This is a genomic window from Brevibacillus schisleri, assembly GCF_055685845.1.
Genome location: NZ_JBVNDM010000001.1, coordinates 6,079,698 through 6,094,403, shown reverse-complemented (window position 1 = coordinate 6,094,403; position 14,706 = coordinate 6,079,698). Strand labels below are relative to the sequence as shown.

Here is a 14,706-nt window from a genome sequence, read left to right as displayed (position 1 = left end):
TTTACATGAAAAAATCAGTGAACATGTCAGTAGCGACTGCGATAAGTGTCGCACTACTGATGGCAAACAACCAAACAATCTACGCTGCAGCACCACCAGCATCGAATGACTACTATTTAAGTAACCAGCTTCATTTGAGTCAGATTAGAGCTCACCAGGCCTGGTCAGTCGTAAATAGTAATGAACAGATTATCATCGCGGTCCTAGACTCTGGTGCGGATTATAAGCATCCTGACTTGAAGGACAATCTTCTGCCGGGTGTGAATCTGGTCAATCCCGGGAGATCTGCCCAGGACGATAACGGACATGGAACAGAAGTAACTGGTGTACTGGCTGCTAGCGGGAATAACAGTATTGGTGTATCCGGTGTTTTGTGGAATGCCAAGATTTTGCCGATTAAAGTTTTGGCCAAAAATGGAGATACTACGGTGCAGACTCTTGCTAAGGGTATCAATACTGCCTTGGATCGTGGTGCCAAAGTCATTGTGATGTCTCTCAGCAGTATGTCCTACTCCAAAGAACTGGCGAATGCTGTGCAACGAGCGGAAAGAAGCGGAGCGGTTCTGATTGCAGCGAGTGGCAATGAGAGTAGCCGAGTGGCCTATCCGGCAGCTTATCCCACGGTGGTAGCAGTAGGGGCTGTAAGGAGTAACAATGAAGTGCTGTATCAAAGCAATACGGGACCTGAGCTTAACCTGGTAGCGCCAGGTTTCAATGTTTATACGACCAAGCTAGGGGGGAAATACGGTTCCTTTAGCGGTACTTCAGCAGCCGCACCACAAGTAGCGGGTGCAGCGGCTCTCATACTAGCTCGTCATCCCAAACTAAGTCCATTTGATGTAAGACAATTGCTTTATCAAACGGCTACGGACTTAGGGGAAAAGGGATGGGACCGGAAAACGGGCTACGGGTTGTTAAATGTCGACAAGGCAGTTCGGACGTCCTTATCCTATGACTTTTTGGAACCGAATAATCAGACGTACTCAGCAAAGGCGTTTCCGATCGAGTCTCAGATACGTGGAAATTTGGGACCAAAAGATACGATAGACTGGCTAAAGATGGACATCCCTTACGATGGGAAGGTCAGTTTTACAGCGTCAGTGACATCCGGTATTTCTTCCGCGATGGCAGCTACCTTTTACCCAGAGAATCGTCCGCCGATTACACAGTACTTCGGAAATGGGGATACGATAACTGTCCCGGTCAAAGCGGGGAAAATGAATATCCGGTTAATGCGTAACGGAGGGGTCAACAACGCTTTTACCTACGTGCTGACGAGTAAGTTTACCATCAATCCGGACCGTAACGAACCGAACGATACGCAAGAGACGGCAAGGCCGCTCGTAGGCAACGAAATCAGTGTAACAGGCAATTTTCACGATGAAGGGGATCAGGATTGGTTCTCCTACTATGTTCGTGAATATGGACATTTGGATGTCACTGTTAGTCCTGATAACAAGCGTGTCGATCTATTGCTGAGTATCGGTAAACAAGAGCTCGGTAAAAAGATGGTTGTCTGGGACCCTACTTACGATAATGGAACAAAAGACAATCCGACAGAGCGCGTCCAAAAAGAAGTGTCACCAGGCAAGTATTACATCCGTGTGAGTGAGTACAATCGCAATGCGGTGAATGGCGAGTATCAGTTAGATCTGGGATACACACCAGTAAAAAAAGATTTTAATGAGCCGAATGACACCTATCAAACAGCGTCTCCGTTAAGCGGTGGGACAGTGATGTCAGGCACGATACCGACAGCTACCGATTCCGATTGGTTCCAATTTACTGTGAATAGTGAATCGTATGTGACGTTCCGAGCGCCGTACATTCCTGTCGATAGCGGCTTTCGTTTCGCGCTCTACAGCGATCGAAACATGAACTATGCGCTTGCTTCGACGAATGAGGTAGCGGAGCTGTCTAAGCGAGGAAACGATATTATGGGTTTGCGTTTGCAGCCAGGAAAATATTATGTTCGCCTTAATAGTGGTACTTCGTTCAAATATGAATCGTACCGGCTCACGGTGACGCAGCAGAAATTGATAGCGGGTTATCGCGATATTTCGGACCACTGGGCGCGCTCAGAGATCGTCAGACTTAGCTCTCGCGATATTGTAAATGGGTTTAATGATGCGTCGTTCAAGCCGAACCAGGCAGTGACCCGTGCGGAGTTTGCGACGATGCTGCTTAAATCGATGCGTGCGACCGGTTCTAAGGTAGCGACTACCTACACAGGAAAAACGACCTTCCGGGATATGCCAAAGCGGCACTGGGCGTATCACAACCTAGGTGTAGCTTATCAATTGGGAATTTTGAAAGGGTACCCGAAGAATGAAATGAAGCCGGATCAGCCGATATCGCGTGCAGAGATGGCGGTAATGATCGCCCGGGCACGTAATGTGTTGATGTATAATCACAGTACCTCGAATTATCGGGATGTGCCAACGAGTCACTGGGCTTCTCCTGCCATCGAGGCTTTGACATCGAGAAATTGGGTTAATGGGTACGGTTCTTCCTTTAAACCGAATGGAAGAGCAACTCGCGCCGAGGTAGTGGTGGTACTTTCCAAAGCCTATCAATTATAAGTAAAATTTTTCCTATTGACATCTCTGAAAAAAACAATTATTCTATTATCCGTAATGGATACTCTTATCCAGAGCAGGCGGAGGGACTGGCCCTATGAAGCCCGGCAACCGAGCTAGAGCGGTGCTAACCAGCAGAACGGACATCTGTTCTGGCCGATAAGAGGATGAAGGAAGCAAAAAACGCTCAAACCTTTTCCTCCTAAAAATTGGAAAAGGTTTTTTATTTGCGTTTACGTAGATAAAATCCTAACTCGGCTACCACACTATTTGTATGAGGTCAAAGGAGGTATTTTCTCATGGCTTTGCAAAAAGGTCGTCGTCTGTTTACATCCGAATCTGTAACTGAAGGACATCCGGATAAAATTTGTGACCAAATTTCCGACTCCATCTTGGATGCGATCCTGTCCAAAGATCCAAACGCTCGCGTAGCTTGCGAAACTTCCGTAACTACTGGTTTGGTTCTCGTAGCAGGTGAAATCACTACAAACACTTATGTGGATATCCAAAAGCTCGTTCGTGAAACCATTCGTGAAATCGGCTATGACCGTGCGAAATTCGGTTTTGACGCTGACACTTGCGGTGTTATTACTGCAATTGGCGAGCAGTCCGCTGACATTGCACTTGGTGTAGACCAAGCATTGGAAGCGCGCGAAGGCAAAATGACTGATGCTGAGATCGAAGCAATTGGTGCTGGTGACCAAGGTTTGATGTTTGGTTTTGCTTGCAATGAAACACCTGAACTGATGCCACTTCCAATCAGCATGTCTCACCAATTGGCTCGTCGTCTGACTGAAGTACGTAAAAACGGAACACTTGCTTACCTCCGTCCTGACGGAAAAACACAAGTAACTGTTGAGTACGATGGCGACAAACCAGTTCGTATCGATACAATCGTTATTTCTACCCAACATGCTCCTGAAACAACTTTGGAGCAAATCAAGCAAGATCTGGTTGAACACGTAATCAAACCAGTTGTTCCAGCTGAACTGTTGGACGCTGAAACCAAATACTTCATCAACCCAACTGGCCGTTTCGTAATTGGCGGACCACAAGGGGATGCTGGCTTGACTGGCCGCAAAATCATCGTAGATACTTACGGCGGTTATGCTCGTCATGGCGGTGGTGCGTTCTCCGGTAAAGATCCGACGAAAGTTGACCGTTCCGGTGCTTACGCGGCTCGTTATGTAGCGAAAAACATCGTGGCTGCTGGCCTCGCAGACAAATGCGAAGTACAAGTTGCTTACGCAATTGGTGTAGCACAACCAGTTTCCATCGCAGTAGATACATTCGGCACAGGTACCATTTCCGAAGAAGCTCTGGTGAAATTGGTTCGCAAACACTTCGACCTGCGTCCTGCTGGTATCATCAAGCAGCTCGACCTGCGTCGTCCTATCTACAAACAAACAGCTGCATATGGCCACTTCGGACGCAATGACCTGAATGTTCCTTGGGAGCAAACAGACAAAGCAGAAGTTCTGAAGCAAGAGGCTGCTCAACTCTAATAATCGAAAGACATAAAAAGAGCCTGGTGTTGCTACTGGGCTCTTTTTCTTTTAGGAGCAGAGTCATCCAATTATTGGGTCAATTGTTGCACAGGAATTTGTATGACTGTGTCGAATCTCCTAGTGAGGAAGTAGAGGAGGGGTTTTTTTGCCGAACAGAAGGCTCTTCCTGATCGTGTTTCTTACTTTTTTGTTTTTTATAGTGGCTATTGGGTTCTTAGGCGAATCTTTTCTGGAAAAAAAGAATAAACAAGAAGTGCAACCTTTTCCCCAAGTGGATACGTCTATAAGCATAAGTGAGACAAAAAATGCTGAGCCAAACGTCACACCAACAGAAGAAGCAGTGGTTCAAACGAAAAAGTGGTATAACAATCAGGTTGTTGTTTTGACGTACCATCATGTCACGGATCAATCGAATCAGCGGTATGTCATAGCTCCTGATCAATTTGCCCGACACATGAAATTTTTGCATGATAATGACCTGAATCCGATTTCGCTGGAGGAGTTCCTGCGATTTATGGAGACGGGTACCTTACCGACTGAGAATGCTGTTTTGATTACGTTTGACGATGGGTATGAGAGTTACTACAAAGAAGCATTTCCGATCTTACGTACATACGGCTACCCTTCAGTGAACTTCGCGATTGCGGGGCGCTTAAGAGATGTAGCTGACCGAAAACGGGAGAATATGACGCCACCACTTACGCGTCAACAAGTTAACGAAATGATTCAATCGGGACTGGTTACAATCGGGTCCCATACGTACAGTCTGCATGAAGAGGAAGAAAGAAATGAGTGGGGCGATCTTGGCCCAGAAACAGCTCCGGTCTATCTGAAGGACTTGCATCGTTTAGAGGACGAAAAAGAGTACAGGGACCGCCTCTTTGTGGATTTTCGTATATCTCGCGTCAGCTTAAGCGATTGGATGAAGCAAGAGATCGAAGTCATCTCGTTGCCGTTTGGATACACAAGTCCAATTGTACTGGAGACAGCTCGTGAAGCTGGCTACCGCTATGTGTTTACATCTAATCGTGGATTCGTAAAACAGGGAACAGATCCGTTTGCTATTCCACGCAATGACATGGGACTGCGAGACGTAGAAGAAGAGCACCTCCAACAGTTGTTCACGAAGGCTAAAAATGAGTTTGAAGGAGAGCAATCATGAACAAAGCGATAGACATCAGCGTGCTGGACGGGGTGATCAAGCGAACGATTGAAACCGTAGAAACGAGTAAAACCCAAATATTTGATATAGCTGAAAACGCCAGACAGCAAGGTAACTCATTGAAGTTTGATTTACATGAACTTCGACAAGAGATTTCCAAAGTGATTCAAAAAGTCGATGCGCTTGAACTCGCGTATCGCAAATCGCGCAACAAGCTCGTCTTGGTCAGTCGTAATTTTCATATGTACACGGAGGAAGACATTCGGGTTGCGTATGAAGAGGCGAGCCGTATTCAGGTAGAACTGTCCATTTACCGTGAGCGGGAAAACAATTTGAAGCGCAGAAGAAATGATTTGGAGCGTCAACTGCGTACCTTGGAAGAAACGATCGTCCGAGCAGAAAAGCTGGTTTCTCAAATGGGCGTCGTGCTTGGTTACTTGACGGGTGACTTAAGCAAGATAGGCGAGGCACTGGAATCGGCTAAGCAGCATCAGTTGATGGGCTTAAAGGTAATCCAGGCTCAGGAAGAAGAGCGCAAGCGTGTCGCGCGCGAGATTCACGATGGGCCAGCTCAATCGATGGCGAATGTCGTACTGCGTTCGGAAATAGTAGAACGCATGCTGAAGAACGAACGCATTTTGGAAGCGCAAATGGAACTCCACGAGCTGAAGGAAATGGTACGCTTGAGCTTGGCGGATGTTCGACGTATTATTTTTGATTTGCGTCCGATGGCATTAGATGACTTAGGGCTAGTACCTACCTTGCAAAAATATATTCAAACATGCGAAGACCGTATTCAGTCTTCCATCGATCTGGTAGTATTCGGTGTGGAGCCTCCTTTGCGCAGTTCTGTAAAGGCGGCAATCTTCCGTTTGGTTCAGGAATGTCTGAACAATGTGGAGAAGCACGCAGGCGCTACGACCGTACAAGTGAAGCTGGAATTTGTACAAGATTCGTTAAGCCTTGTCGTCAAAGACGATGGGGTCGGATTCGATCTGGAAAAACGCATGGCGAATGGCAACTCTTTTGGACTCTTGGGAATGCGTGAGCGTGTACAGCTCTTAGAGGGCAGTGTCGAGCTGCAATCCGCTCCGGGAGAGGGAACCAAGGTTATATTCCAAATACCGATAAAATTGTGACGTGATACGTAAATAAGTACTGGGGGATGAACCATGGATAAGAGACAGCAAGAACTCCGCATTGTGATTGTGGATGACCATCAATTATTTCGCGAAGGCGTAAAGCGAATATTGGAAATGGAAGAAGATTTCAAGGTCGTCGGGGAAGGTGCGGACGGAGGAGAAGCCACAGTATTGGCGGAAGAGCACAAGCCGGATGTCTTGTTGATGGATATTAACATGCCAAACATAAATGGCGTTTCTGCTGCAGAAAATGTGATTTCGGTAAGCCCTTCTACTCGTGTGATTATGCTCTCGATTCATGATGATGAGGGATATGTGTATCGTACACTCCGAGCTGGAGCGTCTGGCTACTTGCTGAAGGAAATGGGAACGTCGGACCTCGTTGACGCTGTGCGTGTAGTGGCGAGTGGTGGTGCATACATACATCCGAAGGTGACGGGCAAGCTGATTGAAGAATTCCGTCGTCTGAGCGAGCAGGAAGGGACGGCAGAGCGTAGCTTCTCTGTAGATGAATCGCAAGCCATCGATCCAAAAGTGATCGAATCGCTTACCCGTCGTGAGCGGGAAGTATTGCAGCTGATGGCAGAAGGGAAAAGCAATCGTGCCATTGGGGAATTCCTGTTTATTAGTGAAAAGACGGTTAAAAATCACGTCAGCAGCATTTTGCAAAAACTCAATGTTCAAGACCGGACACAAGCTGTTGTCATCTCCATTAAAAACGGCTGGGTGAAATTGTAGGAAGCGCTTCCGATCTGCACTCTGTTCAAGCCGTGCGGCATACCTTGGTATAGGAGGAGGTATGACCGTGATGGAAGAGCTGATTGTATGGCTTTTGGCAGCATTTGGCTGCTCCTCTTTGTTGGTAATGATCGCGGAGCGCTGGACCAATCGGACGGATACCGCGAACGAGCTCCCGCATGAGCATTATCGGTTGCTGGTGCGCAATTCGGAACAGGTGCTAGAACGTGTAGTGAGGAGTCTGCTGTTTCGATCGTATTGGAGTGGCAGACCAATCCGAATTACCTTGATAGATGATGGGTCTGACGATGATACGAAACAGATGACAGCCGTCTTGAAACGTTATCCGTACGGATATTGTTTGGGTGACGTACAAGAGGAGATGGCGGCTGGAACCATCGTCATTGATCTGCGGGAGAATAAAGAGGGAGCATAAAAATTTGGTGAGCGTAAATATTACGAGCTGTCGAAAATAGATCGGCAGCTTTTTTATTTTTCTAGGTCCTGATTCTGGTTCGAAATTTATTTGCTGGACCAGTCTGTCTTTTTGCACACTAAGAGCAAGAAGGCGGAGGAGTGAGCGTATGCGTGAGTATTTGCTGTATATCAAAGCTTGCGGCGGATCAATACCACAGGTGCAGACTTATGTTACGCCCAGCTTTTCTGTAGATCGTTCTTTTTGGCAGGAAAGAGAAGGATGTGTCCTGCATGTCATTGGGAAGACGTCTTCGCTTGCTTTGGCTTTTTCCTTGCGTGCGAAGGTAAACGGGTATTTGATGGATCAAGACAGACAGGTACTGACTGATGGATATGTAAAAGAGTTGAGGGCGATAGCGGTAAGTAGTGTGTGCGAAGCAAGTAGCTTATATGGGCGGGAAGTAATGCGTGTACAGGACCGCCGAAAGCACGGGTGGTTTTCTTGGGAGTCAGTTGAGGAGAGTGTGAAAGTTCCATATCAAGGTGGCAAAGAATCGGGGGAAATGCCGGATGATCGGTTGAGCTATTCGAGTGGTCGCGAGCTTCTTCGAAGGAGCTCATCGCACGAGAATTCACAAGACGCTATTTTAAGCGAGATTTTGGATGGTCGTGCTCTCCTATGGGATGAAGTGGAGTCCTTGCTGAAAAAGCGAGGGGTGGAGGTGCATGATTTGTCCGCCATTTTGCATTCATTCGTGCTTGCAAACAAAGCGGAGTGGCGACCTGGCATTCGTTTTTCGGTCACAAAAGGATGGCGGCGCAATAGGCTGGAGTTGGTATGTGAACGCTGCGGAAGTGCTGGAGCGAAGGTGGAGTTTACTTACTGTCATACGTGTGAGCAAGGTTGCGCTTATTGCACAGCTTGCTTAGGGATGGGCAGGAGTAAGTGTTGCACACCGTATTTTTTAATGGATGTAGGTTCATACCTTTTCCGTAGCGCAGAACATTTGCAGAACGTGGCGAGATTGGAGTGGGCGGGGAAGTATTCGGTCGATCAATCACGGGCAGCTGAGCGAGCGCGTTGCTTTGTAGCGAATCCGAGACCAGGGCTGTCGGAATATTTGATTTGGGCTGTTTGAATAGCCCACCATGAATACTAAAAATTCCACTCAATCTCTAACCTGTCTTTATGAATTGCAAGACGGCGAATTAGTTTTTGAACGATGGCCTGCCGATCAGGGAAAGCAGCCGATTCAAGAACAATTGCATAATCTTGCAGTTGCTTCCGATTAACGCTCCGTGCAGTTCGTTTCGTCTGAGCGGCCTGTTGTTCTGCGATATCACGCTTTTCGTTGTTCAGTTTAGTGACTTGTTTGTCTAACACACTTTTATCTATGCTTCCGTCAGTATAAAGGTCAACTAGTCGCTCAAGTTTTTGGTCAATCTTCTTCAATTGCGACCCATAATCTATTGCAACAACTTCACGTTCGGATGCTTCCTTTTCATCTGCGATCATATAAAGGGCATCTTGTATAAATTTCTCTATTGCTTCTGAACGCCAATTTTTGTTATGGCATTTCTCTGGGTATTCTGAGGGAAAGCGTCTTGCCCGACATGAGTAATAGCGATAGTGTTTGCCTTTGGCGCGGCAATGGTAAGACACATAAGACTCGCCACACTCACCACAAACGGCAAGTCCGGTTAGTAGTGCTTCTTTTGCTTTAAAAGCGTTGCGTCCTTTGTGTCGTGATAGGAGTACTTGTACACGGTCAAATTGTTCTTCTGATATGATCGATTCGTGTTGACCTTTATAATGTTTGTCCGCAAATTGGACATATCCACAATAGAGCTTATTAGATAGAATGTCTCGATATCTGCGGAACCGCCAGACTGGATAATTAAGCTCTTTAAGGCGTTTTTGAACTTTTGTAATGGAAAGATACTGCTCGTACAGATTAAAGGCTTCCTGGATGTGCTGAGCCTCTTCTGGCACGAGTACAAGACGCCCATCCTGTCTTTTATACCCAGCAGGGTCGTAGTCTCCTCCCATTCCTCGTAATCCTTCTTCTGCACGTTTTATATGTCCAAGTCTCATGCGCTCCGCAATTGTTTCGCGCTCCAGTTGAGCAAACACAGCTAAAATGCCGATCATAGCTTTTCCAAAAGGTGTTGATGTGTCGAGTGCCTCGGTTAGTGATACGAAATCGACTTTGTTTTTCAAGAAGTGATCCTCAATTAGTGTCAATGTGTCACGTTGGGATCGGGATAGCCTGTCCAGTTTATATACGGCAACCACATCCACCTTATCTAGCTCCATTAGTAGACGCTGTAAACCTGGTCTATCGATATTTGAGCCAGTAAAGCCGGCATCTATGTAAACATCATAAATCGTCCAACCTTTAGCTTTACAGAAAGCCTCCAGCCGTTCACGCTGGGCCTCGATGGAGTAATTATCAACTTGTTCTTGGGTACTAACTCGTATATATATGGCAACTTTCATGTTACTCTCTCCTTCAAGTACAAGATTTTTTTACTTTCGACATAATTCGACAACATCATACATGATACTTGTACTAAAATATAAAACAACGAGAATGTTTGTTCGCAAAAATGGATAGGGAGAGTGTGCGTTATGGAGAGATTTATGCTGGATGGGCAAACTGTAGATTTAGAAAAACTGCTAAAGTACCTAAACCATATTGGTGTGGATACAAGGGAGTTAGACAGCTATCTTGAAGGCATTAAGACTTCCAGCGTTTTAACGTCATCTCCATAAGTTTGATCAAGTCTTCTGATTCCTCTTTAGATAATACAGTCCCTTTGTATGAGAGTTTGAAACCGTTTAGTTTCTCAATCGGTATCTCAGATAACTCCGATTCTGCATGTGAGTCGGTGTTTTTGCTTATATGTTCATATAAATTTTCATCAGTTTTTCCAAGAAGATAATCAGTAGTCACCTTTAGGATATCTGACAGATTCCCAGCGATCTCCGCACTAAGTCCTCGTTTGTTTCTCTCAATGTCATATAGGTACTGTGTTGAAATACCTAGCCTTGCAGCGACTTCTGGACCAGACATTTTTAATGCCTTTCTTACCTCTCTAATCCTATTTTGAGTACTCATATTTCCTCCTAAATAAAGCTATTTGCTGTATACAGATTATCACTGTGCTATAGATAATACAACACGCAAATAGCTGTAAAAATGAGCAAAATAAAGCTTTTTGCGTGATTGAGTGAGATTATCGGCAATAATCACGCGATTTGCTTGATTTTACGCATTGTTATATAAAGCTAATAGCTTGATAATGTGATCAAGGAGGTGAACACAACTTGAATTTTACAAAAGTTGTCTTAAACGCATTAGAAAAAACCAACATGAAAAAAACGGAGCTTGCACGGGCTACGGGATATAGCAATCAATACATTTACGATCTGCTTTCAGGTAAGCGTCGGTGGAATGAAGAAAGCATTAATAAAGTTTGTGGTGCACTTGGGTTCGAAATAGTAATCGAGAGGGAAGAGGACAAAGCCGATGATGCCACAGTTTAAGCTTACAAAGCTAAAAATTGATGGGCTTGAGGTAGACGCGCCAGTTGGGTTGTCCGAATTGCTAAATAAGGCTGGTGCTTGGGGGCCTAGAGGGAATGTTGATCATTTAAATCAAAAGACAGAACGGCGAAATGGTCGACTGGTGACAACATTTTTCTTAAGGAGTAAAGAAGAAAAGAGGTGAGTTGAAGTATGTATCAACTTTCATTGCGAGAGGCCCGTTTAAACTGCCGACTGGAGCTAAAAGAAGTTTCCGAGAAAACTGGGATCCCCGTTCGTACTCTTAAACGCTGGGAAATTGATAGCGGGAGAGCAAACCTTGTGTCGGTTTATAAACTCTTAGCCATGTATGGTTTCGCATCGTTGAATCATATCCATTTCGGTTCAGCATCAGAACTACATGCACAAAGGCAAGCGGCACTGATGAATAATCAGGAACTAGCCTAAATTTGAAAGGGGGTGTAAAGAGGATGGAGAACCTGGCTACTCCAGCAGAAATGGTTTCGGATATTATGACTAATCCGGAGTTGCAGAATCGGATCAGTGCAGATGCATTTGCAGGGTTACTGATTATGGCTGACATGCAAGAAAACGAAAAAACCACCTGCTGAGAACAGGTGGAGCAACACTGTCATTTCCATTCATCTTGGCGGATAGAGGAAATGACAACCGAATCAACGGAGGACAAGCCTCGCTATTAATTATTATAGCGAATGTTGCAAATATGTATACATAAAAGTTTGTCCTCCTACAAAAAGGGAGGGAATAGGGTGGAAACGATATTTCAAGAGGCAGCTACGTCGATCCTTGAATTGTCAAAAGGGGTTGGAGTGGATGTTACAGCATTTATTGTTCCAGACAAAGGCTTTTCAATCATAGAGTGGTGGGAAAAAGTTGTGTCGTGCATGACGCTGGCTGAATTAGAGGAATACATTGTTTCTGCTCCTCAAGGTTCAAGCAATAGTGATCTAGTGCCTATGCTCAAAAATATAGCTATCAAACAGCGTGATCTTCTTCGCCAAGAACAAGGAAAAGGAGTGGAGCTTTATGCATAATCCGAGCAATGTGTCGGTTGACGCCATTAAGCTACTCGGCTTGATGGATGAAGTGTGCGAAAAGCTGGGTTTGAGGTTGCGGGACTACACCACTCCAGAAGATTTGTTCGAAGCCGTGTTCAGTAGAACATCCATTAAGATTCTCGGAAAGCTGGATGAAAAGATGGGTGACGAATACTTGCAGGACGATTTGCTTGGTATCATGCATCGAGCAGTACGCGCACGTATCAGGAAGGTATCTCCTGAAACTGTAGAAAGCGGGCGATCTTCATGAGTAAGACAACAGCGCTTAGCCTATGTGAACGATATGCAGACATCTGCCGTAGAGCTGCAGACGGTGATCCATCTGCACGCGCGATCAAAATAATTACCGAGGCTGTTATAGAAGACAAAATTCACATCGATCAGTTACGGATGATTAGCGATGTAAACAAGAAAGACGGTCCAATAGCAGCATATGAACTGTTCTTAAAGTTTTATAAACACTCACAACAAGAGGATGCTGCCGCTATTTAAGCATTTTCAGGCGGAAGGGAGCGCGCAAGATGGCAACCTATAGACAAGTACAGACAAGCTTTTGGCAAGATGGATTTGTTCTCGATCTGACACCAGAAGAAAAGTATTTCTTCCTGTACCTCATGACAAACAGCAAAACAACTCAGTGCGGCATCTATGAGCTGCCCAAGAGAATCATCGAGACAGAGACGGGATATCACCGCGAGACGGTGGACAAGCTGCTCAATCGTTTTATCGAGTATGGGAAGGTTGCTTACAACGAGGAAACCAAGGAAATCATGATGTTGAACTGGTTGAAGCATAACCGGATCAACAGCCCCAAGGTGAAATCCTGCATCACAAAAGAGTTGAAAGGCGTAAAACACAAGCCGTTCGTTGGGGTATTTCAGGCTCTTTGCAAAGAGTATGGATACCATATCGATACCGTATCCATAGACTATGGGGAAGAAAAAGAAAAAGAAAAAGAAAAAGAAAAAGAACAAGAAGAAGAACAAGAACAAGAAGAACAAAAAGTAGGAGCAGGAACAGGAACAGACAGTTGGTTGGAAGACCTACCAGATAAGATCGTTCCCCAAAAGCCTGATCCTGTCACTTTCTATACTCAAAACATCACAACGGCTATACCGCCAATCATTGTACAGGACATTGATCAATGGATTGCTAAAGGTCACTTTGACGAGCCAGAAGAGATCATTATTGAGGCCCTCAGAGAAACGATCTTGAATGGCACGAAGAGTTGGAAGTATACGACAAAAATCCTCATTGGATGGGCTGATCAAGGATTACGTACGCTCCAGCAAGTCCAAGCTGCTATTGCTGAACATGCTAGGAGCAAGACATCAAATAAAGGCAAATACAGTCGCGGTCAATCAACGGGAATGTCAGAAGCCGACAAAGCGTATTTGGACAACCTTCGAGGAGGACAAGCACCGCAGGATGATCCAAGCTATGATCCGGCACAAGATCAAGAGTTGCAAAAGCTGATGGGCCAGCTCCAAGGCAAGGAGACTGAGTAAACATGAAGTCAATTGGAGACGTGCTTTCAAACGATGAAAGATGGCAGCGGCTCATGGAGAAGTCAAAGCAATCAGAAGACCTTCTGTACAAACATGAGCTTATTCAAGGGCTTATGAACCGATTTCCAGATCAGAAATTCACTTTGACAGAGCTTTACGAATATCGAGACACGAACATGCATTGCGCCGGATGCAAGGGTTTAGAAACGTGCCAGAATTTCTTCAACGGGCACCGAAGTACCGTTTTCAAAGTATCAGGGAGAGCGGAGCTACGCTTCTCACCTTGCGATCATCAACAAAGCCATGATCACCAGCGCAAGTTAAAATCCCTGGTCAAAAGCCATTTCGTCCCTGATCACATCATGAATACGACTTTTGAAGCTTTGGAGAAAGATGCAGGAAGGATCGAAGCCATAAAAGCAGCCATTAACTTTTGCGTCAGCTATGAGCGCGGGAAGACAACAAGAGGACTCTACATATACGGACCGTTCGGGGTAGGCAAAAGCGCAATAGCAGGCGCTATGACTCAGGAGCTGGCAAAGCGCGGCGTGGACGTTTTGATGTTGTATGTACCGGATTATCTGATGGAGATTAAAGCATCGATTGAGACAGGTGGAATGGAGCAAAAGCTTGAGGCTCTGAAAAATGTATCGGTTCTTATCTTGGATGACATAGGAGCAGAAGCGATCACGGCATGGACGCGTGACGAAGTGTTGGGGCCAATCCTTCAACGGCGAATGGAGAAGCTACCCACCATTTACACGTCCAATCTAAAACTCGATGAATTGGAGCAGCATTTTGCCAAGGCGAAGAACAGCGAGCCGAACTACAGGAGCGCAGCGCGGATCATGGAGCGGATTGAGCCATTTGTGGATTATTGCGAAGTGAAAGGTCGTAACAGGCGGCGCGAGCGGAAGTGATGGGCGGAGCTGGTTGTAAAATATTCAGGATTTAGGCGAATTGGTTGTAATGACCTTTGTCAATATCCACTTAAATTATTCTAAAAACGATTCCTGGGAGGGA

General features: G+C 45.6%; 18 protein-coding genes and 1 riboswitch. Of the genes, 16 read left to right on the top strand and 2 right to left on the bottom strand.

What is annotated here, in order from left to right; translation table 11 throughout:
• Nucleotides 1–5 precede the first annotated feature (5 nt).
• The 7 genes from ACUUHJ_RS28945 to ACUUHJ_RS28915 all read left to right on the top strand — a co-directional run bounded on the left by ACUUHJ_RS28945 (nucleotide 6) and on the right by ACUUHJ_RS28915 (nucleotide 8,685).
• Nucleotides 6–2,582, top strand: coding sequence for a S8 family peptidase (locus tag ACUUHJ_RS28945; RefSeq protein ID WP_472300727.1), 2,577 nt, complete (start codon nucleotides 6–8; stop codon nucleotides 2,580–2,582).
• 61 nt (nucleotides 2,583–2,643) lie between these two features.
• A riboswitch (SAM riboswitch) is annotated at nucleotides 2,644–2,745 on the top strand.
• A 133-nt stretch (nucleotides 2,746–2,878) separates the two neighbouring features.
• Complete coding sequence (gene metK, locus ACUUHJ_RS28940) at nucleotides 2,879–4,084, top strand: methionine adenosyltransferase (protein WP_015893578.1); 1,206 nt, start codon at nucleotides 2,879–2,881, stop codon at nucleotides 4,082–4,084.
• A 148-nt stretch (nucleotides 4,085–4,232) separates the two neighbouring features.
• Nucleotides 4,233–5,249 carry a polysaccharide deacetylase family protein gene (locus ACUUHJ_RS28935; protein ID WP_289674894.1) on the top strand — a complete coding sequence of 339 codons (1,017 nt, stop codon included), beginning with the start codon at nucleotides 4,233–4,235 and terminating at the stop codon, nucleotides 5,247–5,249.
• The gene (locus ACUUHJ_RS28930; RefSeq protein WP_289674892.1) at nucleotides 5,246–6,388 is read left to right on the top strand and encodes a sensor histidine kinase; all 1,143 of its coding nucleotides are present in this window, start codon (nucleotides 5,246–5,248) and stop codon (nucleotides 6,386–6,388) included. Before ACUUHJ_RS28935 ends, ACUUHJ_RS28930 begins: the two co-directional genes overlap by 4 nt.
• A gap of 33 nt (nucleotides 6,389–6,421) precedes the next feature.
• Nucleotides 6,422–7,129 (top strand): response regulator, encoded by a 708-nt coding sequence (locus tag ACUUHJ_RS28925; protein ID WP_015893575.1) that lies wholly within the window; start codon nucleotides 6,422–6,424, stop codon nucleotides 7,127–7,129.
• Nucleotides 7,130–7,199: 70 nt separating this feature from the next.
• Complete coding sequence (locus ACUUHJ_RS28920) at nucleotides 7,200–7,565, top strand: glycosyltransferase family A protein (protein WP_289678164.1); 366 nt, start codon at nucleotides 7,200–7,202, stop codon at nucleotides 7,563–7,565.
• 148 nt (nucleotides 7,566–7,713) lie between these two features.
• Nucleotides 7,714–8,685 (top strand): competence protein ComFA, encoded by a 972-nt coding sequence (locus ACUUHJ_RS28915; RefSeq protein ID WP_472300726.1) that lies wholly within the window; start codon nucleotides 7,714–7,716, stop codon nucleotides 8,683–8,685.
• 17 nt (nucleotides 8,686–8,702) lie between these two features.
• On the opposite strand, the gene ACUUHJ_RS28910 is transcribed toward ACUUHJ_RS28915, so the two are convergent.
• Together ACUUHJ_RS28910 and ACUUHJ_RS28905 are read right to left on the bottom strand one after the other, a co-directional pair.
• Nucleotides 8,703–10,046 carry a recombinase family protein gene (locus ACUUHJ_RS28910; RefSeq protein ID WP_472300725.1) on the bottom strand — a complete coding sequence of 448 codons (1,344 nt, stop codon included), beginning with the start codon at nucleotides 10,044–10,046 and terminating at the stop codon, nucleotides 8,703–8,705.
• A gap of 241 nt (nucleotides 10,047–10,287) precedes the next feature.
• The gene (locus ACUUHJ_RS28905; protein WP_472300724.1) at nucleotides 10,288–10,668 is read right to left on the bottom strand and encodes a helix-turn-helix domain-containing protein; all 381 of its coding nucleotides are present in this window, start codon (nucleotides 10,666–10,668) and stop codon (nucleotides 10,288–10,290) included.
• A gap of 209 nt (nucleotides 10,669–10,877) precedes the next feature.
• Here ACUUHJ_RS28905 and ACUUHJ_RS28900 point away from each other — a divergent pair, with 209 nt between their 5' ends.
• The 9 genes from ACUUHJ_RS28900 (at nucleotide 10,878) to dnaI (ending at nucleotide 14,603) form a co-directional block, all read left to right on the top strand.
• Nucleotides 10,878–11,096, top strand: coding sequence for a helix-turn-helix domain-containing protein (locus tag ACUUHJ_RS28900; protein ID WP_472300722.1), 219 nt, complete (start codon nucleotides 10,878–10,880; stop codon nucleotides 11,094–11,096).
• Entirely contained in the window at nucleotides 11,080–11,280 is a 201-nt protein-coding gene (locus tag ACUUHJ_RS28895) for a hypothetical protein (RefSeq protein ID WP_016740233.1), read from the top strand. The genes ACUUHJ_RS28900 and ACUUHJ_RS28895 overlap by 17 nt, the downstream gene beginning before the upstream one ends.
• Before the next feature lie 8 nt (nucleotides 11,281–11,288).
• Nucleotides 11,289–11,543, top strand: coding sequence for a helix-turn-helix domain-containing protein (locus ACUUHJ_RS28890; protein WP_472300719.1), 255 nt, complete (start codon nucleotides 11,289–11,291; stop codon nucleotides 11,541–11,543).
• 23 nt (nucleotides 11,544–11,566) lie between these two features.
• Nucleotides 11,567–11,707, top strand: a complete 141-nt coding sequence (locus ACUUHJ_RS28885) for a hypothetical protein (protein ID WP_472300718.1) — start codon at nucleotides 11,567–11,569, stop codon at nucleotides 11,705–11,707.
• 159 nt (nucleotides 11,708–11,866) lie between these two features.
• Nucleotides 11,867–12,151: a hypothetical protein gene (locus tag ACUUHJ_RS28880; RefSeq protein WP_472300716.1), complete on the top strand. Its 285-nt coding sequence runs from the start codon at nucleotides 11,867–11,869 to the stop codon at nucleotides 12,149–12,151.
• A complete protein-coding gene (locus tag ACUUHJ_RS28875) occupies nucleotides 12,144–12,425 on the top strand; it encodes a hypothetical protein (RefSeq protein WP_472300715.1) in 282 nt (93 codons plus the stop codon). Before ACUUHJ_RS28880 ends, ACUUHJ_RS28875 begins: the two co-directional genes overlap by 8 nt.
• Complete coding sequence (locus ACUUHJ_RS28870; RefSeq protein WP_472300714.1) at nucleotides 12,422–12,667, top strand: hypothetical protein; 246 nt, start codon at nucleotides 12,422–12,424, stop codon at nucleotides 12,665–12,667. Before ACUUHJ_RS28875 ends, ACUUHJ_RS28870 begins: the two co-directional genes overlap by 4 nt.
• Before the next feature lie 29 nt (nucleotides 12,668–12,696).
• On the top strand, nucleotides 12,697–13,683 hold the full coding sequence (locus tag ACUUHJ_RS28865; protein WP_472300713.1) for a DnaD domain-containing protein: 987 nt from the start codon (nucleotides 12,697–12,699) through the stop codon (nucleotides 13,681–13,683).
• A 2-nt stretch (nucleotides 13,684–13,685) separates the two neighbouring features.
• Nucleotides 13,686–14,603 carry a primosomal protein DnaI gene (gene dnaI, locus ACUUHJ_RS28860; protein WP_472300712.1) on the top strand — a complete coding sequence of 306 codons (918 nt, stop codon included), beginning with the start codon at nucleotides 13,686–13,688 and terminating at the stop codon, nucleotides 14,601–14,603.
• The last annotated feature ends 103 nt before the right edge of the window (nucleotides 14,604–14,706 follow it).

Coding starts and splice junctions, on each gene's coding strand:
- ACUUHJ_RS28945 (WP_472300727.1), top strand. CDS start 6: ATGAAAAAATCAGTGAACATGTCAGTAGCGACTGCGATAAGTGTCGCA.
- metK (WP_015893578.1), top strand. CDS start 2,879: ATGGCTTTGCAAAAAGGTCGTCGTCTGTTTACATCCGAATCTGTAACT.
- ACUUHJ_RS28930 (WP_289674892.1), top strand. CDS start 5,246: ATGAACAAAGCGATAGACATCAGCGTGCTGGACGGGGTGATCAAGCGA.
- ACUUHJ_RS28925 (WP_015893575.1), top strand. CDS start 6,422: ATGGATAAGAGACAGCAAGAACTCCGCATTGTGATTGTGGATGACCAT.
- ACUUHJ_RS28920 (WP_289678164.1), top strand. CDS start 7,200: ATGGAAGAGCTGATTGTATGGCTTTTGGCAGCATTTGGCTGCTCCTCT.
- ACUUHJ_RS28915 (WP_472300726.1), top strand. CDS start 7,714: ATGCGTGAGTATTTGCTGTATATCAAAGCTTGCGGCGGATCAATACCA.
- ACUUHJ_RS28910 (WP_472300725.1), bottom strand. CDS start 10,046: ATGAAAGTTGCCATATATATACGAGTTAGTACCCAAGAACAAGTTGAT.
- ACUUHJ_RS28905 (WP_472300724.1), bottom strand. CDS start 10,668: ATGAGTACTCAAAATAGGATTAGAGAGGTAAGAAAGGCATTAAAAATG.
- ACUUHJ_RS28895 (WP_016740233.1), top strand. CDS start 11,080: ATGATGCCACAGTTTAAGCTTACAAAGCTAAAAATTGATGGGCTTGAG.
- ACUUHJ_RS28890 (WP_472300719.1), top strand. CDS start 11,289: ATGTATCAACTTTCATTGCGAGAGGCCCGTTTAAACTGCCGACTGGAG.
- ACUUHJ_RS28885 (WP_472300718.1), top strand. CDS start 11,567: ATGGAGAACCTGGCTACTCCAGCAGAAATGGTTTCGGATATTATGACT.
- ACUUHJ_RS28875 (WP_472300715.1), top strand. CDS start 12,144: ATGCATAATCCGAGCAATGTGTCGGTTGACGCCATTAAGCTACTCGGC.
- ACUUHJ_RS28870 (WP_472300714.1), top strand. CDS start 12,422: ATGAGTAAGACAACAGCGCTTAGCCTATGTGAACGATATGCAGACATC.
- ACUUHJ_RS28865 (WP_472300713.1), top strand. CDS start 12,697: ATGGCAACCTATAGACAAGTACAGACAAGCTTTTGGCAAGATGGATTT.
- dnaI (WP_472300712.1), top strand. CDS start 13,686: ATGAAGTCAATTGGAGACGTGCTTTCAAACGATGAAAGATGGCAGCGG.